The sequence below is a fragment of the Microbacterium sp. NPDC089987 genome, from assembly GCF_044748505.1.
GTDB lineage: Bacteria > Actinomycetota > Actinomycetes > Actinomycetales > Microbacteriaceae > Microbacterium.
In genome coordinates this window covers 1,388,482-1,414,283 of the sequence record NZ_JBIVGE010000001.1, presented here as the reverse complement: position 1 = coordinate 1,414,283, position 25,802 = coordinate 1,388,482, and the positions used below count along the sequence as shown (strand labels likewise).

The following is a 25,802-nucleotide window of genomic DNA, read 5'->3' as shown; positions in this document are numbered from 1 at the left end:
GGGTGCTGGTCAGGTGGCGCTTGCCTCCCAGGGCGGCACCTCGCCGCTGACCGTCCAGCGGCCGGGCGGGTCCGGGGGACGCGGCGCGGAACCACTGACCTGCTCGGCCTCCGGGGGCGAGTGGTCGCTGGGCGCGAACATGACGCGTCGTGGCGGCTTATCCAGGTGCGTTCGCCCGGCGGGGCTGGTCCATTCGAGGGTCCAGTCGGGCAGCTGTCTCGCAGTCCAGCGGAACTCATCCGGAACATCTGGATGCTTCAGGGCGTGGTGGGTGAGGCAGAGGTGCGCGAGGTTGTCGACGCTGGTGGGTCCGTCCAGCGCCCAGTCGATGGTGTGATCTATCTCGCAGCGGTGCACGGGCATGCGGCAGCCGGGGAAGCGGCAGTGCTGGTCGCGCGTGCGCAGGAACCGGCGCATGGGTTCGGTGGGCGTGTAGGTGTCGGTTTCGGTGACCAGCCCGGTGGGATCCAGGAACAGGCGGGTCCACCCGGTGGTGGCTCCGGCCAGGTGGCGGGCGATGTCGGGGTGCAGGGTTCCGTGCCCGTCGAGTTGGCCGGGATGATCGTCGTCGCCGGCGAGGGTGGTGGCGGCGACGGTGACCTGGATTCGGGCATGGACGTTGTCGAGTCCGCTGCCCATGACCTCGCTCGGGTTCGCGCTGAGCAGGAGGTCACTGAGCAGTTCAGTGCGGATCTCGTCCAGACCACGGCTGTCGGTGGGAATCTCGATCACGGTGGGACCTGCGGCGATGATGCGCGCCATGGCGTCGTCGTACGCCTCCCACGCCCCCGGAAGCTCGAATGGATCGAACGGGTCGTCCGAGTCGAACGGGTCGGTGGTGTAGGTGTCGCTGGTGCCGAAGATCACAGTTGTCGCGGCCGCAGCTGCCCTCGCTGCAGCCTCCGCTTCGGCGCGGGCGGTCTCGAACTCGATGTCGGCGTCGATGTCAGTGGGGAGGGTGGGGCGGCGATTCTCGGGGTGCTGCTTCTGCGCGCGGGCCATCGCCGTGAGGCGGTCGAGGATCGCGACCGCCTTGTAGGTCGGCATGATGGCCTGCAGCATCGACATCTCATCGTCCAGTTCCCGCACGCTCACGACCTGCTCCGCCGTCGCCGCGCGATGCCGTTCGGTGACCGTCTGCGGCACGAGGGCGGCGACGAGCTCGCGCACATGGGCGCGGGTGCGAGCGGGAGCTTCGGTCTCGGCGAATTCCAGGGCAGCCGCCTCGTACAGTGCCCAGTCAGCCGGTGTCGCCGTACCCGCACCCATTGTCTCCATCAGCGGGGCAGCCGCGCGGATGATCTCCCTCACGTGCGTGGCACTGACGCGGCCAGCCGCGTACGACGCGCGCAGGGCCGGGAAGTCGTCGCGCAGCGCGCACGCCTCCGCGAAGGCCTGCTCGACGCTGCCTTTGGCCATCCGCCCCGCGGCGGAGTACTCCGCCACCATCGAGCGGCGGATCGCCTCTCGATGCACCGGAGCGGTCGCGGCATCCGCATCCATCACTTCGATCCGCTGCGCCAGCAGCGCCGCACCCCGGGCCTCGAGCCGGTTGATCTGCGCACGCACGTCGAGCCACTCATCCAGCAGCTCACGCTGTCGGGCGAAGGGATCAGCAGGTGCGGTGGCCATACCAGAACTGTAGAACGTACCTCCGACATTCACTCCCTCGACTCATCCCGGCGAAGACGCGGCTCGCCGCACCTCACCGGCGAACGAGACGCGCCCGCACTACCGGATCGGGAATATGCGCGCCGGGGCATGCGGTTGTCTCCCATGTGAGCGAACCCATCTCCATCGACATCTGGTCCGACATCGCCTGCCCCTGGTGCTACATCGGCAAGCGCAACCTCGAGAAGGGACTCGCCGCCACAGCAGGCGATGACGACGCACCGCAGGTGCAGGTCACCTTCCACTCGTTCGAGCTCTCGCCCGACACCCCGGTCGACTTCGACGGCGACGAGATCGACTTCCTCGCCGGGCACAAGGGCATGCCCCGCGATCAGGTCGAGCAGATGCTCGGGCACGTGACGAACGTCGCCGCGGGAGCGGGGCTGGAGTACCGCTTCGATCTGCTGCAGCACACGAACACCGTCAAGGCGCACGAACTGCTGCACTTCGCGAAGGAGAAGGGCCTGCAGCACGAGATGGAGGAGCGGCTCATGTCCGCCTACTTCACCGAGGGCAGGCACGTCGGCCGCATCGACGACCTGACCGCGCTGGCCGAGGAAGTGGGGCTGGATGCCGATGAGGCGCGCTCCGCGCTCGAATCCGAGGCCTACCTCGACGCCGTCCACGCAGACCAGGCACAGGCGCGCGCCTACGGCATCAACGGCGTGCCGTTCTTCGTCATCGACGGACAGTACGGCGTGAGCGGCGCCCAGCCGTCGGAGGCGTTCGAGAACGTCATCCGCGACGTGTGGGCGCAGAAGACCGCCGTGAGCTGATCAGCGACCCGCCTCCGTGAGGGCCGTCTCGATCGCCGAGACGACCTCGACGGAGTCGGGAAGCTGCTTCGGACGGAAGCGCTGCACCGACCCGTCTGCGCCGACGAGGAACTTCTCGAAGTTCCACTCCACACGGCCGGCCTTGCCATCGGCATCCGGAGCATCCTTCAGTGCCTTGTAGAGGTCGTGCGCGCTGCGGCCGTTCACTTTGATCTTGTCGTTGATCGGGAAGGTGACACCGTAGCTCGTCGAGCAGAACTCGAGGATCTTCTCGACCGACCCCGGCTCCTGGCCGAAGAACTGGTTGCACGGGAAGCCGATCACCCTGAAGCCGCGGTCTGCGTACCGCTGCTGCAGCTGCTCGAGCTGCGTGTACTGAGGGGTGAGCCCGCATTTCGAGGCGACGTTGACCACCAGCAGCACGTCGGCGCCGGTGTCGTCGAGGGTCCTCTCGACGCCCTCGGCATCGGTGAACGGGATCTGTCGCAGGGTCGCATCGGCCATCTCCACAGCCTATGCGCGCCGTGCCCGGGCGCGACCGCCGTCTGGGAGAATGGGTGGGACATGACTATCGCCGCTGCCCTTCGACGCGCTCAGGGACCCACTGCCGCGCAGGCTCCCGCTCTGCGCATCGGCCCGATCGCACTCGACACGCCTGTCGTGCTGGCCCCGATGGCCGGCATCACCAATACCGCCTTCCGCCGACTCTGCCGCGAGTACGGTGCGGGTCTGTACGTCAGCGAGATGATCACCTCGCGCGCGCTCGTCGAACGCAACGCCATCACGATGCGGCTCATCCAGCATCACGAGAGCGAGACGCCGCGATCGATCCAGCTGTACGGCGTCGACCCGGCGACGATCGCCGAGGCGGTGCGGATCATCGTGGCCGAAGACCGGGCAGATCACATCGACCTGAACTTCGGATGCCCGGTGCCCAAGGTCACCCGCAAGGGCGGGGGAGCCGCGCTGCCGTGGAAGATCGGCCTGTTCTCCGACATCGTCCAGCGGGCGGTGAAGGCCGCCGGCGACGTCCCGCTGACGGTCAAGATGCGCAAGGGCATCAACAAGGACCACCTGACCTTCCTCGACGCCGGTCGTGCGGCCGAGGATGCCGGTGCCGCCGCCGTCGCGCTGCACGCGCGCACCGCCTCGGAGTACTACTCCGGCCACGCCGACTGGAGCGCCATCGGCGAGCTCAAGCAGGCGGTCACCAGCATCCCCGTGCTCGGCAACGGCGATATCTGGTCGGCGGCCGATGCGGTGCGGATGATGGACGAGACCGGCTGCGACGGCGTGGTCGTCGGACGCGGATGCCTGGGCCGACCGTGGCTGTTCGGCGAGCTCGCCGCCGCGCTCGGCCCTTCGGCAGGCTCAGGGACCCATTCCGCTCCCGTCGTCGACGCCACCCTCGGGTTCGTCAAGGAAGCCTTCCGCCGGCATGCCGAGCTGCTCGTGGAGTTCTTCGAGGACGAGGATCGCGGCTGCAAGGACATCCGCAAGCACGTCGCCTGGTACTTCAAGGGATATCCGGTGGGCGGCGAGCTGCGTGCGGCGCTGGCACGGGCATCCACTCTGCAGGAGATCGACGATCTGCTCGGCACGATCGGCGATGCCCCGTACCCCGGTGTCGGCGCCGAGGGTCAGCGTGGGCGCGCCGGTTCGCCCAAGCGCACCGCCCTGCCCGAGGGGTGGCTCGACTCCCGTGAGATCGGCGAGGGCGTGGGCGACATGATGCGCGGAGCGGAGACCGAGAACGATGGCGGCTGATCCTTCGGCAAGCTCAGGAACCCAGAGCTCGGCAAGCTCAGGAACCCAGAGTTCGACACGCTCAGGAGCCCAGAGCTCGACACGCTCAGAAGCCCAGAGTTACGGCGAGCATGACGCCGAGCGCTTCTTCTCGGAGACCCATCGATCCGAGCGCGACGACTTCTCCCGCGACCGCGCACGCGTGCTGCACTCCGCCGCGCTGCGCCGTCTTGCGGCGAAGACGCAGGTGCTCAGCCCCGCCAGCACCGCCGATTTCGCGCGGAACCGGCTCACGCACTCGCTCGAGGTCGCGCAGGTCGGACGAGAGCTCGCGAGTGCCCTGGGCGTCTCGGCCGACGTGGTCGACACGGCCTGCCTGAGCCACGATCTCGGGCATCCGCCGTTCGGACACAACGGCGAACGGGCGCTGAACGAGTGGGCGGAGGACATCGGCGGCTTCGAGGGCAACGCCCAGTCGCTGCGCATCCTGACCCGCCTCGAGGCGAAGGTGCTCGACGACGAGGACCACTCGGTCGGGCTCAACCTGACCCGCGCCAGCCTCGACGCGACCTGCAAGTACCCGTGGACCGTCGACGAGCCCGTGCCCGACCCGGGCGGCCGCCTCAAGTTCGGTGTGTACCCCGAGGACGAGCCGGTGTTCCGGTGGATGCGCGAGGGTGCAGCCGGCCGCGAGCGCTGCATCGAGGCCGAGATCATGGACCTCTCCGACGACATCGCCTACTCGGTGCACGACTTCGAGGACGCGATCGTCAACGGCTACGTCGACGTGGGGCAGCTGTCGGATCCGGTCGAGCACCATCCGCTCGTCGGTCGCATCCAGCAGTGGGTCGGCTATGACTACACTCGCGACGAGCTGGCCGATGCGCTGTACCGCCTCACTCGCGAGACGATGTGGATGCGCTCGTTCGACCGCTCGCGGCGTGACCTCGCCCGCCTGAAGAATCTCACCAGCGACATGATCGGCCGCTTCGCGCGCGGCTCGGTTGCCGCCACCAGGGCCGCCTACCCGGGCGAGACCCTCGCACGGTACAGCGCCCACGTGGTGATCCCGCGCGAGGTCGAGACGGAGATCGCGGTGCTCAAGGGCATCATGGGGCAGGCGATCGTCACGATCGATGCCCGCAAGGGCGTCTACAAGGAGCAGCGTCGCGTGCTGCACCGCCTGGCCGACGCGCTGTGGTCGACGGATGCGCTGTGGTCGGCGGGCGCCGACGTGCTCGAGCCGGCGTTCTCGGCCGACTTCCTCGCCGCTGACACCGATGCACAGCGCGCACGGGTGGTCGTCGACCAGATCGCGAGCCTGACCGATCAGACCGCCGTCGACTGGCACAACCGCCTGGTGGGCGAGATCGATCCCGCCGAGGTCGGGATCTGGTCGCCGCGGCACGCGCGCCCCGGCGTGCACCGTCGCGCCGAGTCGCGGGTGGTCGTCGAAGGGGCCGTCTGATGCCCCGCATCCTGCAGGCTGACGTCGAAGAGGTCAAGACCCGGACGAACATCGCCGACATCGTCGGCGAGCGGGTCGCACTGAAGTCCGCCGGCGTCGGCTCGCTCAAGGGCCTCTGCCCGTTCCATGACGAGAAGAGCCCGAGCTTCCACGTGCGCCCGCAGGTCGGGTACTACCACTGCTTCGGGTGTGGTGCCTCGGGGGATGTCTACTCGTTCCTGCGCGAGATGGACCACGTCAGCTTCACCGAAGCGGTCGAGAAGCTCGCTGCCCGTGCGGGCTACTCGCTGCACTACGAGGATGGCGGCGCGGCCCCGGAGACCAGCGGGCGCAGCCGGCTGTACGCCGCGAACACGGCGGCGGGGGAGTACTTCCGCTCGCAGCTGCTGAGCCCCGAGGCCGAGAGCGCCCGGCGCTTCCTCGGTGAGCGCGGCTTCGACGCGGGAGCCGCAGCCCACTTCGGCGTCGGCTACGCGCCACGCGGCTGGGACAACATGCTCAAGGCGCTGAGCGCCAAGGGCTTCACTCGCGACGAGCTCACGGCCGCCGGTCTCGTCTCGGCAGGCCAGCGCGGCGTGTACGACCGGTTCCGCGGCCGGGTCGTCTGGCCCATCCGCGACGTGACAGGTCAGACCATCGGCTTCGGTGCCCGCAAGCTCTACGACGACGACCAGGGCCCGAAGTACCTGAACACTCCCGAGACGCCGATCTACAAGAAGGCGCAGGTTCTCTACGGCCTCGACCTGGCCAAGCGCGACATCAGCAGGGGTGACCCGCGTCGCGTCGTCGTGGTCGAGGGGTACACCGACGTCATGGCCTGCCACCTCGCGGGGGTGACGACCGCGATCGCGACCTGCGGCACCGCGTTCGGCACCGAGCACATCAAAGTGCTTCGCCGGGTGATGGGCGACGACTCGGCGGCGGGCGAGGTCGTGTTCACGTTCGACGGCGACGAGGCCGGGCAGAAGGCGGCCCTGCGGGCCTTCTCGGAGGACTCCCGCTTCACCGCGCAGACCTTCGTCGCCGTCGCGCCCGACGGCCTCGATCCCTGCGACATGCGTCTGCAGCGGGGGGATGCCGCGGTGCGGGGGCTGATGGATGCCAAGGTGCCGATGTTCGAGTTCGCGATCGATCGCAAGCTCTCGGGGTACGACCTCTCCACCGTCGAGGGTCAGGTCGGCGCACTGCGCGCCGCAGCGCCGATCGTCGCGGAGATCCGCGATGAGCTGCTGCGTCCCGGCTACGAGCGGGTGCTGGCCCGCCGGCTCGGTATGGACCCGACGGCCGTGCACCAACAGGTGCAGCGCGCCGCCCGCGGAGAGCGCGAGCAGCCGGTGCAGCGTCAGCAGACCGCGGTTGGTGACGGCGTCGATGCCATCTCGCGCGTTCGGCTGGCGGATCTGCCGCGCACGCCCGAGGTCGCGCTCGAGCGCGACGCGCTGATGGGCGTGCTGCAGTACGGGCACCGGCTCGACCAGCAGACGCTCGCTCGAGCGTTGAGCGAGCCCTTCCGGCATCCGGCGCTGGAGGCGGTGCGCGACGCCGTGGCATCTCACGGGGACCGCACGCGTGTCGGCTGGGCGACGGCAGCGGCGGATGCCGTGCGCGAGCCGTACCGCAGTCTTGCCGGGGAGCTGCTGATGATGCCCTTCCCGGCCCGCGACGACGAGGGAGCGCTGGCCTCGTCTGCGGACCTGTGCCGGCGGCTGATTCTGCGCAGCATCGAACGAGAGAAGCAGGAGCTGCTGGGCGCCGTGCAGCGGGTGCCCGCCGACTCCGATGGCGGCCGCGCACTGCGCATGCGGCTGCGCGATGTGGACGTCGAGCGGCTGAGGTTCGCCGAGTCCTGAGCGCGTTCGGTCTGAGAACCCGGCAGGATGGACGGTATGCCTGCCGACAGCGAGTTCGCGATCGACTGCCACGACCTGGTCATCGACCGGATCGGGCATGGCGGGACGACCCGCGCCGTCGATGGAGTGACGTTCTCGCTGAAGCCCGGTGAGCTGATGTGCATCGGCGGTGCGACGGGCGCGGGCAAATCGACCCTCGTCACCGCGCTGGCCGGGATGGGTGACGCGTCTCTGAAGGTCGCCGGCGGCCGGGCGACGGTGTGCGGCGTGAACATCCGCAAGCCGGGGCGCAGGCGCCGCACACTCACCGCCCTCAGCGGTCACCTCGCGCAGGCGGCCGGGGCCTCGTTGCCACCCCGGCTCACGGTCGGCGAGGCGATCTCCGAGCCGATCACCTCGCGTGAGAAGAAGGTCAACGGCAGGGCGCTGGCGATCCGGGTGGCGTCGCTGCTCGACGAGCTGCACCTGCCGCTCGGGCTCGCCTCGAAGTTCCCCTACGAGCTGAGCGCCGGCATGCGCCAGCGCGTCGCGATCGCCCGCGCGCTCATGCTCGAGCCGCACGTGCTCATCGCCGACGAGCCGCTCGCCAACCTCGACCTCGAGGTGCGTCCCGTCGTCTTCGACGCGATCACCCGTCGGCGCACCGAGCGCTCCATGGCGGCCCTGCTGGTCACGAACGACGCCGCCTTCATCCGCGAACTCGACGCCGAGGCGCTGCTGCTGCGAGCGGGTCATGTCGTGGCTCGGGGGATCGGCTCGAACCTCATCTGGGCGCCGAACGCCGAAGGCGACGTCGCCCGCTGACGCCGTCGCTGACCACGCCACGCCCGGGCGACGCCCGTGTTCAGCAGCGCTCACGGAGTTTGCTAAGCTGGGGGAGTTGCCCGCACAGCGGGGAACGACCGAATGATCCTCGGTAGCTCAATTGGCAGAGCAGCCGGCTGTTAACCGGCAGGTTCTTGGTTCGAGTCCAAGCCGGGGAGCTCACGAAGCCCCGCTCCAGGTCCACCTGGTGCGGGGCTTCGCCCCGTTTGGAGCCTCCACCTCGTGGTGCGATGTCGGAGATCACGGACCGGATGCCCAGTCCGCGCGTCAGAGCAGCTCGGCGCGCAGCTGCTCGGATGACTTGGGGGAGAGCAGCCCGGGCGCGATGTCGAACGGCGTCTTCGCGCCGTGATCGCCGGATGCCGCGAGACGCGCAGCGGCGCGGGCGTATGCCACGAGCACGCTCGCGGTGAACTCCGGGTTCGACTCCAGCGCGAGCTGGAACTCCACGGTCTGCGAGACGCCATCCGAGGTCGTTCCGCTGCGGATCACGAAGCCGCCGTGCGGCGCCCCGGCATGGTCGCGGGCGAGCTCCTCCGCCGACACGAAGTGCACCGTCGTGTCGTACGGCTCGAAGTAGTCGGGCATGCTCACGATGGCTTCGCGCACGGCATCCGGATTCGCACCGTCCTCGAGAACCACGAAGCACTCCCTGGTGTGCTTGTCGCGAGTGCTCAGCTCCGGCCGGTCGCCCGCGCGCACGCGCGACACGGCCTCGTCGGAGGGGATCGTGTACTGCACGCCGCCGGCGACACCCGGAACACGCCGGATGGCGTCGGAGTGGCCCTGGCTCAGCCCGCGACCCCAGAAGGTGTAGGTCTCGCCCTGCGGCAGGATGGCCTCGCCGTACAGCCGCTGCAGCGAGAACAGACCGGGGTCCCAGCCGGTCGAGATCACCGCGGTCGTCCCTGCGGCATGCGCGGCGGTGTCGACGGCGGCGAAGTGCTCGGGGATGCGCGCGTGCGTGTCGAAGCTGTCGACGACCGAGAAGCGCGAAGCCAGCGCCGGCGTCTGCTCTGGCAGGTCGCTCTTCGAGCCCCCGCACAGGATCAGCACGTCGACCTCGTCCTGCATCGCGTCGAGCTCGTCGATGCGCCGCACAGCGACGTCGGGCGAGACCGTAGAGACAGAAGCGGGGTCCCTCCGGGTGAACACGCCGACGAGCCGCATGTCGGCGTTCAGCGCGAGGGAGCGCTCGACTCCTCGTCCGAGATTGCCGTAGCCGACGATGCCGATGCGCAGAGGTGCGTTCATACTGCTTCTTCCTGTTCCGAGCGGGAGAGGTCTGCCGTTCAGCACGGCTCAGCCCTCGAGGTCGTCGACCCCGGGCATCCAGCTGTGCGAGCCACGGTTCCAGCCACGCTTGCGGGCGATCTTCTGCACGGTCTTCCAGTCGGAGTCGTCGAGCCGGTCGACGTACAGAACGCCGTCGAGATGGTCGAACTCGTGCTGCATGATGCGCGCCCGCCAGCCGTCGACCTCGATCCGCACATCGCGGCCCTCGAGGTCGGTGCCCGTGACGAGCACACGATCGGAACGGCGCAGCGCGAAGCGCTCACCAGGGAACGACAGGCACCCCTCGGACTCCTCATCCGGGTCGGGGGAGCCGGGCTCGAGAGGTGCCATCCACAGCACCGGGTTGATGATCTCACCGCGCCAGGGGTTCTCGTCGTCGTCCACGTACGAATAGACATAGATGCGCAGGCCCACGCCCACCTGGGGAGCTGCCAGCCCCACGCCAGGAGCGATGTCCATCGTCTCGTACATGTCGGCGACGAGCGTGCGGATCTCGTCGGTCACCTCGCCGACCTCGCTCGCGGGTGCGTGCAGGACAGGATCGCCCATGATGCGAATCGGAAGAACAGCCACGCCACAACCCTAACGGGCGGGAAGTGCCAGGTAGGGTGAGACGGTGCAGCATGGGGTGGACTTCGCAGGGAACGTGAGCGATCAGCTTGTCGGGGTGTTCCAGAACCCCGCCCTGCTGCTCGGCATCCCGCTGGCGCTGGCCGGAGCCGTCTTCATGTCTCTCGGTGCCCAGTACCAGCATCGCGGCGTCGAGAAGGTCGAGCAGCTCAGCGGCACGCAGGGCGCGACGGGTCTCAGCGGCGCGCAGCTGCGCGCCCTGCTCACTCGTCCCTCATGGATCATCGGGACCCTGATGCTGGGCCTCGCCATCGCGTGCCAGCTCAGCGCGATCGCCATCGCCCCGCTCATCGTCGTGCAGCCGCTCGGCGCGATCGCACTCGTGGTCACCACGCTTCTGAACGCCCGGATCTCCGGCCATTCGCCGACCAGGCAGTCGCTGATCGCGATCGGCGCGTGTCTCGGCGGCATATTCCTGTTCGTCGTCCTCGCCGCGCTCTATGCGACCGAGCGGCCGATCAGCAACGACGACCTGTTCATGATCCTCACGACCCTGCTGGTCGTGATCATCGTGCTCGGCGCGTGCTGGCTGATCCTGCGCCGCCGCATGCGCGCGCTGTTCTACGTCACCGCTGCCGGAATCCTGTACGGCTTCGTCGCCACCCTCGCCAAGGCGGTCATCAGCCGCATCCAGGCGGGGAACTTCGAGTGGCTGACCGTGGTCTGCGTGATCGCGCTCATCGCGGCCGCTGCAGTGGGCGCGTACTTCGTGCAGACCGCGTACAGCTCGGGCCCACCCGACCTCGTCATCGCGGGGCTCACCGTGGTCGACCCGATCGTCGCCGTGCTCATCGGAGCGCTCGTGCTCGGCGAGGCTGCCGCCGCGCCCCTCTGGGTGGTCGTGCTCTTCGTCGTCGCCGGGGCGATCGCCATCTTCGGCGTCTTCAGCCTGGCGCGCTATCACCCGCAGGTGCTCAGCGACAGCCAGGACCTCGGGATCCGCCGAGGAAGCGACCCGTCCCCGGATTCCGGGGCACAGGAGGGCTGAGGGCCCTTCGGCAGGCTCAGGGACCCAAGGCAGAGTGCCGGGCCCTTCGGCAGGCTCAGGGACCCAAGAGGCTCAGGGACCCAGGGAGTGGCAGGCTCAGTAGTCCCGATCGATGAGCTCGGGGGAGACCTCGGCCGCAGCAGCCTCGTCGACGAAGAAGATGGTGCGGCGACGCCCCTTCGCACCCGCAGCGGGAACGCTGGCGTAGCTCGCGCCGGCGAGGGCGAGGCCAAGGGCGGATGCCTTGTCGGCACCGGTCAGCACGAGCCAGACGCGCTTGGAGGAGTTCAGCACCGGGCGGGTCAGCGTGACGCGTTCGGGCGGCGGCTTCGGGGAGTTCCGCACCGGCAGGGCCGCCGCATCCGTCACCGTCACCTCGGGGCGATCCGGGAAGAGCGACGCGATGTGCCCGTCGGGGCCGACTCCGAGGAAGCACACGGCGAACGAGGGCCACTCGCCGTGCACGCTGGCGAAGCGGGCGAGCTCCGCGGCATACGCCTCGGCCGCCTCGTCGAGGGTGACGCCGTCGCTGGGAGCGGCGACTTCGTGAACGTTCTCGGCCGGCACCGGGATGTGATCGAGCAGAGCCCTGCGAGACTGCAGCGAGTTGCGATCGGGATCGTCCCGCTCGACGAACCGCTCATCGCCCCACCAGAAATGCACCAGTGACCAGTCGATGTCCGCGGAGCGGGCGTCTTCAGCGGTGGCGGCGAGAACCGCTCCACCCATCGAGCCGCCCGTGAGGCAGACGTGCGCGATGCGGCCATTGCGCGTGCGAGCCTGCAGGCGGGTGATGAAGCGATCAGCCACGCGCGCCGCGAGCGCGGCGGGCGTCTCCTCGACGACGACGGACTTCACTGATCCCTGCACCTTCATTCGATCACGCTTCCTGCTCGGGCGGACCGAGGCGCGACCAGCCCTCGGTGATGACACGACCATAGAGCAGATCCGCGTCGAGGCGGCGCAGCTCCTCGGCGAGGCACTCGCGCAGCGTGCGCCTCGGCAGGTGCAGCTCGTGATCCGGCTGGCCGGGCTGGGTCAGCACCGCCATGCTCGGCGAAGGGCGCTCGAGCAGGATGTCGCCGCTCGCGCGGGTGAGGCGCACCGACTTGATGCCCTCCTCCCATTCGCTCGGGTCCTCGTACGACCACGTCACCGGCACCTCCAGCGCCATCTGCAGCCAGGCGGCCAGCAGCGCGGTGGACGGCGAAGCGGCAGCACCGCGCACTTCGGCGGCGGTGACGTCCTCGAACGGAGGCTGGTCCAGCACTGCGGCGAGCTGCTCGCGCCAGTGCGTCAGGCGCGTCCAGGCGAGGTCGGTGTCGCCGGGTGCGTGCGTGTGGCCGAGCTGTGTCAGCCGCTCGCGCACGTCGGAGCTCCTCGCGGCATCGGTGATGCGGCGCTGTGCGATCCGGCCGAGAGGGGAGTCCGCGGCATCCGCCGGCGCGTGGTCGGGCCACCACGCGACGACAGGAGCATCCGGCAGCAGCAGACCGGTGACCAGGCTCTCGGCGTTGCTCGCGGCGTCACCGAAGGCACGCAGCACCACGACCTCGCTCGCGCCCGCGTCGCCGCCGACGCGGATCTGCGCGTCGAGACGCGCCTCACCGTCGCCGACGGTGAGGACGATGACACGCATCGGATGCTCGCGCGATGCGTCGTTGGCTGCCTCGATGGCCTCTTCGGCCACACCATTGCGCGCGGCGATGATCAGGGTGAGCACGCGGCCGAGGGCGACAGCGCCGCCCTCTTCGCGCACCTTGACCAGCTGCTTGGCGACCTGGCTGATCGTCGTGTCGGGGATGTCGATGATCACGGGCGTCTCCAGACTCGTCCGTCGCGGGCAAGAAGGTCATCGGCCGAGGCAGGGCCCCACGAGCCGGGGGCGTACTGCTCGGGCTGCTCGTCGAGCGATGCCCAGTACTGCTCGATGGGGTCGAGGATCTTCCACGACAGCTCGACCTCCTCGTGCCGCGGGAAGAGCGGCGGGTCGCCGAGCAGCACGTCGAGGATGAGGCGCTCGTACGCCTCGGGGCTCGCCTCGGTGAACGCGTGGCCGTACCCGAAGTCCATGGTCACGTCGCGCACCTCGGCACCGGCGCCGGGCACCTTCGAGCCGAAGCGGATCGTGACACCCTCGTTCGGCTGCACCCGGATGACCAGGGCGTTCTGGCCGAGCTCGGAGGCGCGGCCCATGAGCTGCTGCGGTGCGCGCTTGAAGACGACGGCGATCTCGGTCACCCGGCGCCCGAGCCGCTTGCCCGTGCGCAGGTAGAACGGGACGTCCGCCCAGCGGCGGGTGGCGATCTCGAGCTTGAGCGCCGCGTAGGTCTCGGTGGTCGAATCCGGCCTCATGCCCTCCTCTTCGAGGAAGCCGTTCACCTTCTCGCCGCCCTGCCAGCCGCCCGCGTACTGCCCCCGCGCTGCGGCGAGCGACAGGTCCTCGGGCAGCTTCACGGCCGCCAGCACCTTCTCCTTCTCTGCGCGGAGATGTTCGGCGGAGAGGCTGATCGGCTCCTCCATCGCTGTGAGGGCGAGAAGCTGCAGCAGATGGTTCTGGATGACGTCGCGCGCCGCTCCGATGCCGTCGTAGTAGCCGGCGCGGCCACCCACTCCGATGTCCTCGGCCATGGTGATCTGCACGTGGTCGATGTGGTTGCGGTTCCAGATCGGCTCGTACAGCTCGTTCGCGAAGCGCAGCGCGAGGATGTTCTGCACCGTCTCCTTGCCGAGGTAGTGGTCGATGCGGAAGATTGAGTCGGCGGGGAATGCCACCTCGAGCGCACTGTTGAGCGCGCGAGCAGACTCCAGGTCGTCGCCGAACGGCTTCTCGATCACGACCCGACGCCAGCACGTGTCGTCGTCGCTGTGCTCGCCGACCAGGCCGGACTCCTTCAGCTGGCGCGCGACCGTGGGGAAGTCCTTCGGCGGGATCGAGAGGTAGAAGGCGTGGTTTCCCATGGTGCCGCGCTCGACATCGAGGGTCTCGACGGTCTCGCGCAGCCGCGCGAACGACTTCGGGTCGTCGAACGTTCCCTGCACGAACCGGATGCCCTGCAGCAGCTGCTGCCAGGTCTCCTCCCTGAATTCGGTGCGGGAGTGCTCCTTCACGGCGTCGTACACGACCTTCGCGAAGTCCTGGTCCTCCCAGTCGCGACGGGCGAAGCCGACGAGGGCGAAACCGGGCGGCAGCAGACCGCGATTCGCGAGGTCGTAGACCGCGGGCATGAGCTTCTTGCGCGACAGATCGCCGGTCACGCCGAAGATCACCAGGGCGCTGGGACCGGCGATCCGGTTCAGCCGGCGATCATCGGGATCGCGGAGGGGATTGTGTCCGCGGGAGATGGTGGCAGTCATCGGTGGAAAATATCTCCAAGTCGGGAGGATGATCTCACTGGGCGGCTTCGAAGAGCGCCAGCACGTCATCCACGGCGTCTGTGATGGTCAGGGTGACGACGGGGCGACCGAGTCCTGCGAGCACCGCCGCGTCGCCGGCGGCCTGCGCCTCGATCAGCTGTCCGAACGTGAACGGCCGTCCCGGGATCTCGAGATCGACATCCGTGCGCTCGGTGATCTGCAGGAACACGCCCTGGGCCGGGCCGCCCTTGTGGTACTGGCCCGTCGAGTGCAGGAAGCGCGGACCCCACCCGAACGTGGTCGGCCGCCCGGAGTCGGCGGCCACCATCTCGCGCAGCCCCTGGAGCTGCGGCATGCCGGTGCGGTCGACGTAGGCATGGATCGCGACGTAGCCGTCGGCGCCGAGGCGGGTCCAGAGGGCGTCGAGGACGCCGGCCAGCGTACCCGGGCCGAGCAGCGCCGGATCGGACGCGCGCACCTCGATGCCGCTCTCGACGAAGGCGGCCGTGGTCGCTTCGGGTCGGGCGTCGAGAAGCCCCCGCGCGGCGGTCTTCGCCGCTTCGACGTCGGGCTGGTCGAACGGATTGATGCCGAGCAGGCGCCCGGCGATCGCTGTCGCGTACTCCCAGAGCAGGAACTGCGCGCCGAGGGTTCCGCTGACGAGGATCTCGTCGTGGTGGCGCCGGTGGAACTCTCCGGCGTCGTCCACGAGCCGCACGATCTGCAGATCGGCCGGATGCGACTCCACTTCGGGGGAGACGGGCAGCAGCACGACGGGGAGGATGCCGGTGCCGGCCTTCCCGGTCGATTCGGCGATCAGCTGCTCGATCCAGTCGGGCAGGCCCTCGATGTGCGTGCCGTCGCTGATGAGCCCGAGCTTGTCGCGACGCGGCTCGGCGCACACGATCGCAGCGGCCAGTCGGAGCGCTGGGTTCTCGGGCGAGTCGACGGCGAACTGCAGCAGCGAGGCCTCCGCCTCGTCGAGCAGCTCACCGATGTCGGCGCCGGCGAGCCCTGCGGGAACAAGCCCGAAGGCCGTGAGCGCGGAGTAGCGTCCGCCGACGTTCGGATCGGCGGTGAACACCCGGTATCCGGCATCCCGAGCCGAGGTCTCCAGCGGAGATCCCGGGTCGGTGACGACGACGATGCGCTCCGCCGGGTCGATGCCGAGGTCGCTGAAGGCAGCCTCGAAGGCGCGCCGCTGCGAGTCGGTCTCGATCGTCGAGCCGGACTTGGACGAGACGACCAGGGCCGTGCGCCCGAGGCCCTCATCGATGGCGCGCAGCACCTGCGCGGGCGCTGTGCTGTCGAGGATGGTCAGCGGCACGCCGGCGGTGTTCGCGATGACCTCGGGGGCGAGCGAGGAGCCGCCCATGCCGGCCAGCACGATGCGGTCGATCCCGCGCGCGCGGAGATCGTCGCGCAGGGCGATGATCTCCGCGACGAGCGGACGGGAGTTCGAGACGGCGTCCACCCAGCCGAGGCGCACGGATGCCTCGGCCGAGGCATCCGCTCCCCACAGGTCGCTGTCCGAAGCGGTGACACGTGACGCGACGAGGTCGTCGACCAGCCCTGAAACGAGCTGCTCGACGGCGGCGTGCGCCGCCTGCGACACGTGCACCGAGACGGTCATCGTGCTGCTTCCAGGACCTTCGCGACGCTGTCGAGCAGGCCGTGCCACGAGTCGATGAACTTCGCGACGCCCTCCTCCTCGAGCAGGCGGGTGACGTCGTCGAAGTCGACGCCGACGGCCTTGAGATTCGCCATGACCTCGTGCGACTCGGCGTAGGTCGAGGTGATGGTGTCGCCGGTCACCTCTCCGTGGTCGAAGGTCGCCTCGAGCGTCTTCTCGGGCATCGTGTTCACGACACCGGGAGCGACGAGCTGGGTCACGTACAGCGTGTCCGGCAGGTTCGGGTCCTTGACACCGGTGGATGCCCACAGGGGACGCTGCAGGTTGGCGCCCAGGGCGATGAGATCCTGCGCGCGCTTCTCGGCGAACTTCTTCTCGAAGAGCTCGTAGGCGAGGCGGGCGTTGGCGAGTCCTGCCTTGCTCTTGAGCGCCAGCGCCTCTTCGGTTCCGATCTCCTCCAGACGCCGGTCGGTCTCGGTGTCGACGCGCGACACGAAGAACGAGGCGACCGAGTGGATGCTCGCCAGGTCGAAGTCGGCGGCGTGAGCGCGCTCGAGTCCCGTCAGGTAGGCGTCGATGACGTCGTTGTAGCGCTCGAGGCTGAAGATCAGGGTGACGTTCACGCTGATGCCGGTGGCGATCGCCTCGGTGATAGCGGGGAGGCCGGCCTTGGTGGCGGGGATCTTCACGAGCAGGTTCGGGCGGTCGATCTTCTGCCACAGCTCCTTGGCGGACGCGACCGTGCCTTCGGTGTCGTGCGCGAGGTCGGGGGAGACCTCGATCGAGACGCGACCGTCGACGTGGTTCGTCGCCTCCCACACCGGGCGGAAGACGTCGAGCGCGTCCGCGACATCCTGCGTGGTCGCGGCGAAGATCGCCTCGGATGCGCTGGCGCCGGCGACGGCGAGCTCGTGGGTCTGCTCGTCGTAGGAGGTGTCGTTCTGATCCATCAGCGCCGTGGCGAAGATCGTGGGGTTGGTGGTCACGCCGACGACGTTGCGGGTGTCGATCAGCTGCTTGAGGTTTCCGGAGCTGATGCGGGTGCGCGACAGGTCGTCGAGCCAGATGCTGACGCCGGCCTGGGCGAGGTTCTCAGTGGGGGTGCTCATGTCTCTCGTTCTCCTTCTGCAGCGCTCAGCGTGCCGCGGCGATGGTCTCGCGGGCGGCCTCGACGACCGCCTCGGCGGTGACGCCGAACTTCTCGAACAGGGTCTTGTAGTCGGCCGACGCACCGAAGTGGTCGATGCCGATCGAGCGGCCACGGTCTCCGACGATGCCGCGCCAGCTGGCGACGGATCCGGCTTCGACCGAGACGCGTGCGGTGACGGATGCCGGCAGCACCGACTCGCGGTACGCCTCGTCCTGCTCGGCGAACCACTCCAGCGACGGGGCGGACACGACGCGCGCGCCCACGCCCTCGGCGGCGAGCGTCTCGCGTGCGGCGACGGCGAGCTGCACCTCGGAGCCGGTGGCGATGAGGATCACATCCGGCGTGCCGTTCGGCGCGTCGACGAGCACGTAGGCGCCCTTGGCGGTGTTCGCGGCAGAGGCGAAGGTGTCTCCGGAGGCATCGCCGTCGCCGCGCTCGAAGACGGCGATGTTCTGCCGCGTCAGCGCGATGCCGGCGGGGCCGCCGTGGCGTCGCAGCAGCTCCAGCCAGGCTGCGGCGGTCTCGTTGGCGTCGGCGGGGCGCACCACGGTGAAGTTGGGGATCAGGCGCAGCGAGGCGAGCTGCTCGATCGGCTGGTGCGTCGGGCCGTCCTCGCCGAGCGCCACCGAGTCGTGGGTCCACACGAAGATGCTCGGCACGTTCATCAGCGCGGCCAGGCGCACGGCGGGGCGCATGTAGTCGCTGAAGATGAGGAACGTCCCGCCGAATGCGCGGGTCGGGCCGTGCAGCACGATGCCGTTGATGATCGCGCCCATGGCGTGCTCGCGGATGCCGAAGTGCAGCACCCGACCGTAGGGGTTGCCCTTCCACTCGTGGGTCGACCATTCCGTCGGGATGAACGACGGCGCGTCCTTGATGGTCGTGAGGTTCGACTCGGCGAGGTCGGCCGAGCCGCCCCACAGCTCGGGCAGCTGGGCGGCGAGGGCGTTGATGACCTGTCCGGACGCAGCACGGGTCGAGACGTCCTTGCCGGCCTCGAACACCGGCAGCGCGTCGACGATGCCCTCGGGCAGCTCGTGCGCCTCGAGACGGTCGAGCAGCGCCTTGCGCTCGGGGTTTGCCTCGGCCCACGCGTCGAACGACTTCTGCCACTCGGCGCGCGCATCGGCTGCGCGCTGTCCGAGCTCGCGGGTGTGCGCGATGACCTCGTCGTCGACGACGAAGTGCTGCTCGGGATCGAAGCCGAGCACCTTCTTCGTCGCGGCCAGCTCGTCGGCGCCGAGCGCCGATCCGTGGATCTTGCCGCTGTTCTGCTTTCCGGGCGAGGGCCAGCCGATGATGGTCTTCAGGATGATCAGCGAGGGCTTCGACTGCTCGCCCTGCGCGGCGGCGATGGCGGCGTGCAGCTCCGCGACGTCCTCGACGTACTGGCCGGTCTTCTTCCAGTCGACCGTCTGCACGTGCCAGCCGTATGCCTCATAGCGCGCGGCCACGTCCTCGGTGAACGCCACGTCGGTGTCGTCCTCGATGGAGATCTGGTTGGAGTCGTAGATGGCGATGAGGTTGCCGAGCTCCTGGTGTCCGGCGAGCGACGACGCCTCGCTGGTGATGCCCTCCTGCATGTCCCCGTCACCGGCGATCACGTAGACGAAGTGGTCGAACGGGCTGGTGCCGGCAGCGGCATCCGGATCGAACAGCCCGCGCTCGTACCGAGCGGCGTAGGCGAAGCCGACGGCCGACGCGAGGCCCTGGCCGAGCGGGCCGGTGGTGATCTCGACGCCCTTGGTGTGCCCGTACTCGGGGTGACCGGGGGTCTTCGATCCCCACGTGCGCAGCGACTCGAGGTCTTCCAGCTCGAGTCCGAAGCCGCCGAGGTACAGCTGCACGTACTGCGTCAGCGACGAGTGGCCGACCGAGAGGATGAAGCGGTCGCGGCCGAGCCAGTCGGTGTCGGCGGGATCGTGGCGCATGACGCGCTGGTAGAGGAGGTACGCCGCGGGAGCGAGGCTCATCGCCGTGCCGGGGTGACCGTTGCCCACCTTCTCGACGGCATCAGCCGCCAGCAGTCGGGCGGTGTCCACCGCGCGCCGATCGATCTCATCCCAGTGCAGTTCTGCCACAGCCATACTCCTTAAGACGCTTTGGGACGCTCCCGCATTCCTGCGCCTTCCGCGTCTTCACGGAGTGGAATTTGCACAGCAGCGGGTGCGCGAGTGGGTTTCAGCATAGCGGGGCGCACGTGCGCGACCAGAGTGTGTTGCGTGCGTCTGCGGATGGGCGGATAATCCCCCCCTCCTCGGGTCTGAGGACCCCGTGCCGAGTCGCACGTGCGACAACCCGGCACGACACGCCGGGTGGCATAGAATGGGGGACGTCCGCCATGTATAAGGAGGGGATCGCGATCTCGACGACATCGCAGGCCGCCGCGACTCATCACTCGTTCGGCCAGAAGATCCGCGGGTACATCGCCCTCACCAAGCCCCGCGTGCTGGAGCTGCTGCTCGTCTCCACCGTTCCGGTGATGTTCCTCGCCGAGCGCGGGATGCCCGACATCTGGCTCGTCATCGCGACGGTGATCGGCGGTGCGATGAGCGCTTCGTCTGCGGCCTCCTTCAACATGTACCTCGATCGCGACATCGATGTGCACATGAAGCGGACCGAGAACCGGCCGCTCGTGACCGGGGAGGTCTCGCCGCGCGGAGCCCTGGTGTTCTCGTGGCTGCTGGCCGTGGCATCCACCGTCTGGCTGCTGCTGACGACCAACTGGCTCGCCGCGGCGCTCTCGGTGACCGCGATCTTCTTCTACGTCGTGATCTACACGATGTTGCTGAAGCGCCGCACCGAGCAGAACATCGTCTGGGGCGGCATCGCCGGGTGCTTCCCGGTGCTGATCGGCTGGAGCGCCGTCACGGGTTCGCTGGACTGGCCGCCGTTCGTGCTGTTCGTGCTCGTCTTCCTCTGGACGCCGCCGCACTACTGGCCGCTGTCGATGAAGTACAAGGACGACTACGACGACGTCGATGTGCCGATGCTCGGCGTCACCCGCTCGGCCTCGCAGGTTGGCCTGCAGGTCATCCTGTACGCCTGGGCCACCGTGGCCTGCTCGATGCTGCTCGTGCCGGTCGCGCACATGGGACTCGTCTACACGGTCTCGGCCCTGGTCTTCGGCGGCTGGTTCATCTACGAGTCGCACCGCCTCTACAACCGCGCCGTGCACGGTGGCGAGGCGCGCCCGATGCGCGTGTTCCACGCGTCGATCACCTACCTGACGCTGATCTTCCTCGCGGTCGCGGTCGACCCGCTGCTGCCGTTCTGACCTTCAGCACGAGACGCTGAGAGGCCCGCACCGGATCGGTGCGGGCCTCTCGCGTCAGGTGCGATCCGTCTCAGCCGACGGGCTTCTTCAGCTTCGTGACGAGCACGGTGTACGTCGCGGCCGACAGCGCGGCCAGCACCATGTGGATGCCGATGAGCACCGGCGGCAGACCGGTGCGCGCCTGCAGGACGCCGACGCCCACCTGCACGAGGATCGCCAGGATGAGCACGAGCGTCCACCGGCGCGGCGGAAGCCTCAGGGCCCAGGCCGAGACGGCCAGGATCAGCACGAGAGCCGCCAGCACGTAGCCGGGCCAGGAGTGGACGTGAGCGAGGATGCTGGCGTCGAAGCCCTGTCGCAGGATCTCGCCGTCACCCGAGTGCGGGCCGGAGCCGGTGGTCAGCACCCCGAAGATGATCGTGAGCGCCAGCGCGAGCCCGGTGACGTGCGCGGTGATCGAGAACCACAGCGGCACGGCGGCCGCGCGCGGCCCCGGCTCAGCACCCAGGCGGACGAGGAACAGGGCGGTGACGCAGACGAGCAGCAGCGACACGGTGTAGTGGAATCCGACGATGAACGGGTTGAGGCTGCTGATCACCGCGAAGCCGCCCACGACGGCCTGAGCCATGACGCCCACCAGCACCACCCAGGCCAGCACGGCCAGGTCGCGTCGCCGGGTCGTCTGGCGCAGCGAATCAGCCGCGCCGACCAGCACGGCCAGCAGCAGCACGGCCGACATCAGCGCCGCGCTGGGGAGGTCGAGCGCGGAGGCCGCGACGTACACGGCGATGCCGGCCACGATTCCGCCGAGCGCGAACCACACAGCTCGCACGACCAGGCGGCGCCCGCTGATGACATGCAGCGTGAGCATGAGCACAGCGAGGGCGAGCAGGCCGACGACGCCTGTCATCACCCGGTTGCCGAACTCGATCGCACCGTGCACGCCCTGCACCTCGAGGATCGGCACGAGCGACTCGGGGGTGCACAGCGGCCACTCCGAGCAGCCGAGACCCGAGCCGGTCAGGCGCACGGCGCCGCCGGTGCCGATGATCAGCACCTCGGCGATGAACGACAGCCACGCGAAGACTCGCAGCCGCCGGCCGATCGTCGTGGGCAGCCACGTGAGGGTGTCGCCGGACGTGCGTCTGCCCGGCAGGGTATCCGGGGCGGCGGTATGGTTCATGGTGCCTCCGGTTCGCGGAATCGACAGGCGGGCGCGGCCCGCCCGCGAGGCGGAACCTGTAGAATCGGGATTGTGATGAGGGGCGCATACAGCGCGGATTCCCTCACCGACAGTTTAGGCGCGAGTCCTGCGCCGAAGATGAGGGCCCATGAGCGGCATCCATTCCCTGAAGACTCGACGGGGAACCGGTGTGCCGGGGCGGATGACACCGTCTGGGCCATGTTGAGGAGAGTGTGTCATGTCGGATGTCCTGATCGACCGCCCGGAACTCGAAGGGCTGGGGGTGTACGAGTTCGGCTGGCACGACGCAGATGCTGCGGGTGCCAGCGCACGTCGCGGTCTCTCCGAGGACGTCGTGCGCGACATCTCGGCTCTCAAGAGCGAGCCGGAGTGGATGCTGAAGACCCGCCTCAAGGGGCTGTCGCTCTTCGGCCGCAAGCCGATGCCGACCTGGGGCGCCGACCTCAGCGACATCGACTTCGAGAACATCAAGTACTTCGTCCGCTCCACGGAGAAGCAGGCGCAGAGCTGGGAAGACCTTCCCGACGACATCAAGAACACCTACGAGCGACTCGGCATCCCCGAGGCCGAGCGTCAGCGTCTCGTCGCCGGTGTGGCAGCGCAGTACGAGTCCGAGGTCGTCTACCACCAGATCCGTGAGGACCTCGAGGCCCAGGGCGTCATCTTCATGGACACCGACACGGCGCTGCGCGAGCACCCCGAGTTCTTCGAGGAGTACTTCGGCACCGTGATCCCGACGGGCGACAACAAGTTCGCCGCGCTCAACACGGCCGTCTGGTCGGGCGGCTCGTTCGTGTACGTGCCCAAGGGCGTCCACGTCGAGATCCCGCTGCAGGCGTACTTCCGCATCAACACCGAGAACATGGGCCAGTTCGAGCGGACCCTGATCATCGCCGACGAGGACAGCTACGTCCACTACATCGAAGGCTGCACCGCCCCGATCTACAAGTCGGACTCGCTGCACTCGGCCGTGGTCGAGATCATCGTGAAGAAGAACGCCCGCGTGCGCTACACGACGATCCAGAACTGGTCGAACAACGTGTACAACCTCGTCACCAAGCGCGCGGTCGCCCATGAGGGCGCCACGATGGAATGGGTCGACGGCAACATCGGCTCCAAGGTGACGATGAAGTACCCCTCGATCTACCTGATGGGCGAGCACGCCAAGGGCGAGACCCTGTCGGTCGCCTTCGCAGGTCCCGGTCAGCACCAGGACGCCGGCGCGAAGATGGTGCACATGGCGCCGTACACGCAGTCGTCGATCGTCTCGAAGTCGATCGCCCGCGGCGGTGGACGAGCCGGTTACCGCGGCGAGGTCCGCGTCGACGCGGCGGCGCACCACTCCGCCAACTCGGTGGTCTGCGATGCACTGCTCGTCGACACCCAGTCGCGCTCCGACACGTACCCGGCGATCGACATCCGTGTCGACGACGTGCAGCTCGGTCACGAGGCCACGGTCTCGAAGGTCAGCGAGGAGCAGCTCTTCTACCTGCAGTCCCGCGGCATCGAGGAGACCGAGGCGATGGCGATGATCGTGCGCGGCTTCATCGAGCCGATCGCGCGCGAGCTGCCCATGGAGTACGCGATGGAACTGAACAAGCTCATCGAGATGGGCATGGAAGGATCGGTCGGCTGATGACGGCCCCCACACAGGCGCCCGAGCTGGCGCCGCAGACGAACGCGCACATCGACCCCGCCGCTCAGGTGGCCGACGCCGGCTTCGTGCCGGTGCAGACCCGCTCGGAGCGGCCCCGGTCGTTCGACCCCGACGACTTCGGCGCCCCGACCGGGCGCGAGGTCAACTGGAAGCACACGCCCGTCGCGCAGCTGAAGACGCTGCTCGGCACGGCCGAGGCGAACGACGGCGTCTCGTACACCTTCAGCCACGAGCAGTACGTGAGCACGCCGCTCGCGCACGGCGCGACGCCGCGGGGCGAGTTCTTCGTCCCGGAGGACGTCGTCTCCGCCGTGGCCTGGCAGGGCGCCGCTGAGGCTCTGCACCTCAGCATCCCCGCCGATGAGGAGGTCGCCGAGCCGATCCTCGTCACGATCGACGGCACCGGCGGCCGCGCCGACGCCCACCTCGTGATCGAGGCCGGACGTCACAGCGTCGCGACGGTGGTGCTGCAGCACGGCGGCACCGCCGAGTACGCGCAGAACGTCGAGATCATCGTGCGCGACGGAGCCAAGCTGAAGCTCGTCACCGTGCAACGCTGGGAGGATGACGCGGTGCACGCGGCCGCTCACCAGGCGCGCGTCGACCGCGATGCCGAGCTCACGCACATCGTTGTCAGCCTCGGCGGCGGCGTGGTGCGCGTGAACCCGAACGTCGAGCTCGCGGGCACCGGATCGCACGGGTACCTGTACGGTCTGTCCTTCGCCGACTCGGGGCAGCACCTGGAGAGCCAGGTCTACCTGCACCACAAGGGCGCGCACACCACGGGCGATGTCCTCTACAAGGGCGCTCTGCACGGCGAGAGCGCGCACAGCGTGTGGATCGGCGACGTGCTGATCGGACCGGACGCCACCGGAACCGACTCGTATGAGGCGAACCGCAACCTCGTGCTCACCGAGGGCGCCCGCGCCGACTCGATCCCGAACCTCGAGATCCAGACCGGCGACATCGCCGGGGCCGGCCACGCCAGCGCCACCGGTCGTTTCGACGACGAGCAGCTGTTCTACCTGCAGGCTCGAGGCATCTCCGAGGAGGAGGCGCGTCGCCTCGTCGTGTTCGGCTTCCTCACCGAGGTCGTGCAGCGCATCGGCATCCCGTCGCTGCAGGACGAGCTGACCGCCGCTCTCGAGGCCGAGCTCGAGGCGGTGAGCAAGTGAGCGCACAGCGCGCCTGCAGCGCCAGCGAACTCGAGCAGGACACGCCGCTGCGCGTCGAGCTCGACGGCATCGCCATCTCGATCGTGAAGGACAGCGACGACCAGATCCACGCGATCGGCGATCGCTGCACCCACGGCGACATCTCGCTCTCCGAGGGCTTCGTGGAAGGCAAGACGCTGGAGTGCTGGGCCCACGGCTCGGCGTTCTCGCTGGAGACCGGCCACCCCCTCAACCTCCCCGCTTACGAGCCCGTCCCGGTGTTCGTCGTCGAGATCGACGGCGACGACGTGCTCATCGACCCCACTGTCACTAAGGAAGTCTGAATGTCTGTTCTCGAGATCCGCGACCTTCATGTAACGGTCGAGACCGACCAGGGCGTGACGCCGATCCTCAACGGGATCGACCTCACCATCAAGACCGGTGAGACGCACGCCATCATGGGCCCGAACGGCTCCGGCAAGTCGACCCTCGCCTACACGATCGCCGGGCACCCCAAGTACACCGTCACGCAGGGCACCATCACCTTCGACGGCGAGGACGTGCTCGAGATGAGCGTCGACGAGCGCGCTCGCGCGGGCCTGTTCCTCGCCATGCAGTACCCGGTGGAGATTCCCGGCGTCACGGTGACGAACTTCCTGCGCACCGCGAAGACCGCGATCGACGGCGAGGCGCCCTCGATCCGTCAGTGGACGAAGGACGTCAAGGAGGCCATGTCGAACCTCCGCATGGATCCGAAGTTCGCCCAGCGCAACGTCAACGAGGGCTTCTCGGGCGGCGAGAAGAAGCGCCACGAGATCATGCAGCTCGAGGTGCTCCAGCCCAAGTTCGCGGTGCTCGACGAGACCGACTCGGGCCTGGACGTCGACGCGCTGAAGATCGTGTCGGAGGGCGTCAACCGCGCCAAGGAGGCGACCAACCTCGGTGTGCTGCTGATCACGCACTACACCCGCATCCTGCGCTACATCCGCCCCGACTTCGTGCACGTGATCGTCAAGGGTCGGATCGTCGAGGAGGGCGGCTCTGAGCTGGCCGACCGTCTCGAGGACGAGGGCTACGACCGCTTCCTCGACTCCGCCGAGCCGATCGAAGCGTAGGCTGG

Annotated in this window: 22 protein-coding genes and 1 tRNA gene; 12 read left to right on the top strand and 11 right to left on the bottom strand. The window is 68.8% G+C overall.

The features are described 5' to 3' along the window. Positions 1-9: 9 nt before the first annotated feature. A complete protein-coding gene (locus ACIPV2_RS06660) occupies positions 10-1,632 on the bottom strand; it encodes an HNH endonuclease (protein ID WP_400839548.1) in 1,623 nt (540 codons plus the stop codon). A 146-nt stretch (positions 1,633-1,778) separates the two neighbouring features. Here ACIPV2_RS06660 and ACIPV2_RS06655 point away from each other — a divergent pair, with 146 nt between their 5' ends. After that, positions 1,779-2,447 carry a DsbA family protein gene (locus ACIPV2_RS06655; RefSeq protein ID WP_400839546.1) on the top strand — a complete coding sequence of 223 codons (669 nt, stop codon included), beginning with the start codon at positions 1,779-1,781 and terminating at the stop codon, positions 2,445-2,447. Here ACIPV2_RS06655 and ACIPV2_RS06650 read toward each other — a convergent pair whose 3' ends face one another. Then, positions 2,448-2,951, bottom strand: coding sequence for a glutathione peroxidase (locus ACIPV2_RS06650; protein ID WP_400839545.1), 504 nt, complete (start codon positions 2,949-2,951; stop codon positions 2,448-2,450). It lies immediately after the preceding gene. Positions 2,952-3,011: 60 nt separating this feature from the next. Here ACIPV2_RS06650 and dusB point away from each other — a divergent pair, with 60 nt between their 5' ends. The 5 genes from dusB to ACIPV2_RS06625 all read left to right on the top strand — a co-directional run bounded on the left by dusB (position 3,012) and on the right by ACIPV2_RS06625 (position 8,494). Then, positions 3,012-4,214, top strand: coding sequence for a tRNA dihydrouridine synthase DusB (gene dusB / locus ACIPV2_RS06645; RefSeq protein WP_400839543.1), 1,203 nt, complete (start codon positions 3,012-3,014; stop codon positions 4,212-4,214). Further along, entirely contained in the window at positions 4,204-5,661 is a 1,458-nt protein-coding gene (locus tag ACIPV2_RS06640; RefSeq protein ID WP_400839541.1) for a deoxyguanosinetriphosphate triphosphohydrolase, read from the top strand. The genes dusB and ACIPV2_RS06640 overlap by 11 nt, the downstream gene beginning before the upstream one ends. Further along, positions 5,661-7,511 (top strand): DNA primase, encoded by a 1,851-nt coding sequence (gene dnaG, locus ACIPV2_RS06635; RefSeq protein ID WP_400839539.1) that lies wholly within the window; start codon positions 5,661-5,663, stop codon positions 7,509-7,511. The genes ACIPV2_RS06640 and dnaG overlap by 1 nt, the downstream gene beginning before the upstream one ends. 36 nt (positions 7,512-7,547) lie before the next feature. Continuing rightward, positions 7,548-8,315 (top strand): ATP-binding cassette domain-containing protein, encoded by a 768-nt coding sequence (locus ACIPV2_RS06630; protein WP_400839537.1) that lies wholly within the window; start codon positions 7,548-7,550, stop codon positions 8,313-8,315. Positions 8,316-8,421: 106 nt separating this feature from the next. Beyond that, positions 8,422-8,494, top strand: a tRNA-Asn gene (locus ACIPV2_RS06625). A gap of 109 nt (positions 8,495-8,603) precedes the next feature. Here the strand turns inward: ACIPV2_RS06625 and ACIPV2_RS06620 are convergent. Both ACIPV2_RS06620 and def read right to left on the bottom strand, forming a co-directional pair. Further along, on the bottom strand, positions 8,604-9,590 hold the full coding sequence (locus tag ACIPV2_RS06620) for a diaminopimelate dehydrogenase (RefSeq protein ID WP_400839535.1): 987 nt from the start codon (positions 9,588-9,590) through the stop codon (positions 8,604-8,606). 48 nt (positions 9,591-9,638) lie between these two features. Further along, complete coding sequence (gene def, locus ACIPV2_RS06615) at positions 9,639-10,205, bottom strand: peptide deformylase (protein WP_400839533.1); 567 nt, start codon at positions 10,203-10,205, stop codon at positions 9,639-9,641. A gap of 73 nt (positions 10,206-10,278) precedes the next feature. Between def and ACIPV2_RS06610 the strand changes: the two genes are divergently transcribed. Continuing rightward, complete coding sequence (locus ACIPV2_RS06610) at positions 10,279-11,250, top strand: DMT family transporter (protein ID WP_400839531.1); 972 nt, start codon at positions 10,279-10,281, stop codon at positions 11,248-11,250. 96 nt (positions 11,251-11,346) lie between these two features. On the opposite strand, the gene pgl is transcribed toward ACIPV2_RS06610, so the two are convergent. The 6 genes from pgl to tkt are packed head-to-tail and all read right to left on the bottom strand — an operon-like array spanning position 11,347 to position 19,471. Continuing rightward, complete coding sequence (gene pgl, locus ACIPV2_RS06605) at positions 11,347-12,126, bottom strand: 6-phosphogluconolactonase (protein WP_101186749.1); 780 nt, start codon at positions 12,124-12,126, stop codon at positions 11,347-11,349. A gap of 4 nt (positions 12,127-12,130) precedes the next feature. Next, positions 12,131-13,066 carry a glucose-6-phosphate dehydrogenase assembly protein OpcA gene (locus ACIPV2_RS06600; RefSeq protein ID WP_400839529.1) on the bottom strand — a complete coding sequence of 312 codons (936 nt, stop codon included), beginning with the start codon at positions 13,064-13,066 and terminating at the stop codon, positions 12,131-12,133. After that, positions 13,063-14,607 carry a glucose-6-phosphate dehydrogenase gene (gene zwf, locus ACIPV2_RS06595; protein WP_101186747.1) on the bottom strand — a complete coding sequence of 515 codons (1,545 nt, stop codon included), beginning with the start codon at positions 14,605-14,607 and terminating at the stop codon, positions 13,063-13,065. Before zwf ends, ACIPV2_RS06600 begins: the two co-directional genes overlap by 4 nt. Before the next feature lie 34 nt (positions 14,608-14,641). After that, a complete protein-coding gene (locus ACIPV2_RS06590; RefSeq protein WP_400839527.1) occupies positions 14,642-16,240 on the bottom strand; it encodes a glucose-6-phosphate isomerase in 1,599 nt (532 codons plus the stop codon). Next, on the bottom strand, positions 16,237-17,349 hold the full coding sequence (tal, locus tag ACIPV2_RS06585) for a transaldolase (protein WP_400839525.1): 1,113 nt from the start codon (positions 17,347-17,349) through the stop codon (positions 16,237-16,239). Before tal ends, ACIPV2_RS06590 begins: the two co-directional genes overlap by 4 nt. Positions 17,350-17,374: 25 nt before the next feature. Then, positions 17,375-19,471, bottom strand: coding sequence for a transketolase (gene tkt, locus ACIPV2_RS06580; protein ID WP_400839523.1), 2,097 nt, complete (start codon positions 19,469-19,471; stop codon positions 17,375-17,377). Between the two features lie 260 nt (positions 19,472-19,731). Between tkt and ACIPV2_RS06575 the strand changes: the two genes are divergently transcribed. Beyond that, entirely contained in the window at positions 19,732-20,667 is a 936-nt protein-coding gene (locus ACIPV2_RS06575) for a heme o synthase (RefSeq protein WP_400839521.1), read from the top strand. A 70-nt stretch (positions 20,668-20,737) separates the two neighbouring features. Here ACIPV2_RS06575 and ACIPV2_RS06570 read toward each other — a convergent pair whose 3' ends face one another. Then, a complete protein-coding gene (locus ACIPV2_RS06570; RefSeq protein WP_400839519.1) occupies positions 20,738-21,850 on the bottom strand; it encodes a heme A synthase in 1,113 nt (370 codons plus the stop codon). A 238-nt stretch (positions 21,851-22,088) separates the two neighbouring features. Here ACIPV2_RS06570 and sufB point away from each other — a divergent pair, with 238 nt between their 5' ends. The 4 genes from sufB to sufC are packed head-to-tail and all read left to right on the top strand — an operon-like array spanning position 22,089 to position 25,797. Further along, the gene (gene sufB, locus ACIPV2_RS06565; protein ID WP_101186741.1) at positions 22,089-23,507 is read left to right on the top strand and encodes a Fe-S cluster assembly protein SufB; all 1,419 of its coding nucleotides are present in this window, start codon (positions 22,089-22,091) and stop codon (positions 23,505-23,507) included. Then, positions 23,507-24,703 (top strand): Fe-S cluster assembly protein SufD, encoded by a 1,197-nt coding sequence (sufD, locus tag ACIPV2_RS06560; protein WP_400839516.1) that lies wholly within the window; start codon positions 23,507-23,509, stop codon positions 24,701-24,703. Before sufB ends, sufD begins: the two co-directional genes overlap by 1 nt. Beyond that, positions 24,700-25,026, top strand: a complete 327-nt coding sequence (locus tag ACIPV2_RS06555; protein ID WP_101186739.1) for a non-heme iron oxygenase ferredoxin subunit — start codon at positions 24,700-24,702, stop codon at positions 25,024-25,026. The genes sufD and ACIPV2_RS06555 overlap by 4 nt, the downstream gene beginning before the upstream one ends. After that, positions 25,027-25,797 (top strand): Fe-S cluster assembly ATPase SufC, encoded by a 771-nt coding sequence (sufC, locus tag ACIPV2_RS06550; protein WP_400839514.1) that lies wholly within the window; start codon positions 25,027-25,029, stop codon positions 25,795-25,797. It abuts the gene before it with no gap. Positions 25,798-25,802 lie beyond the last annotated feature (5 nt).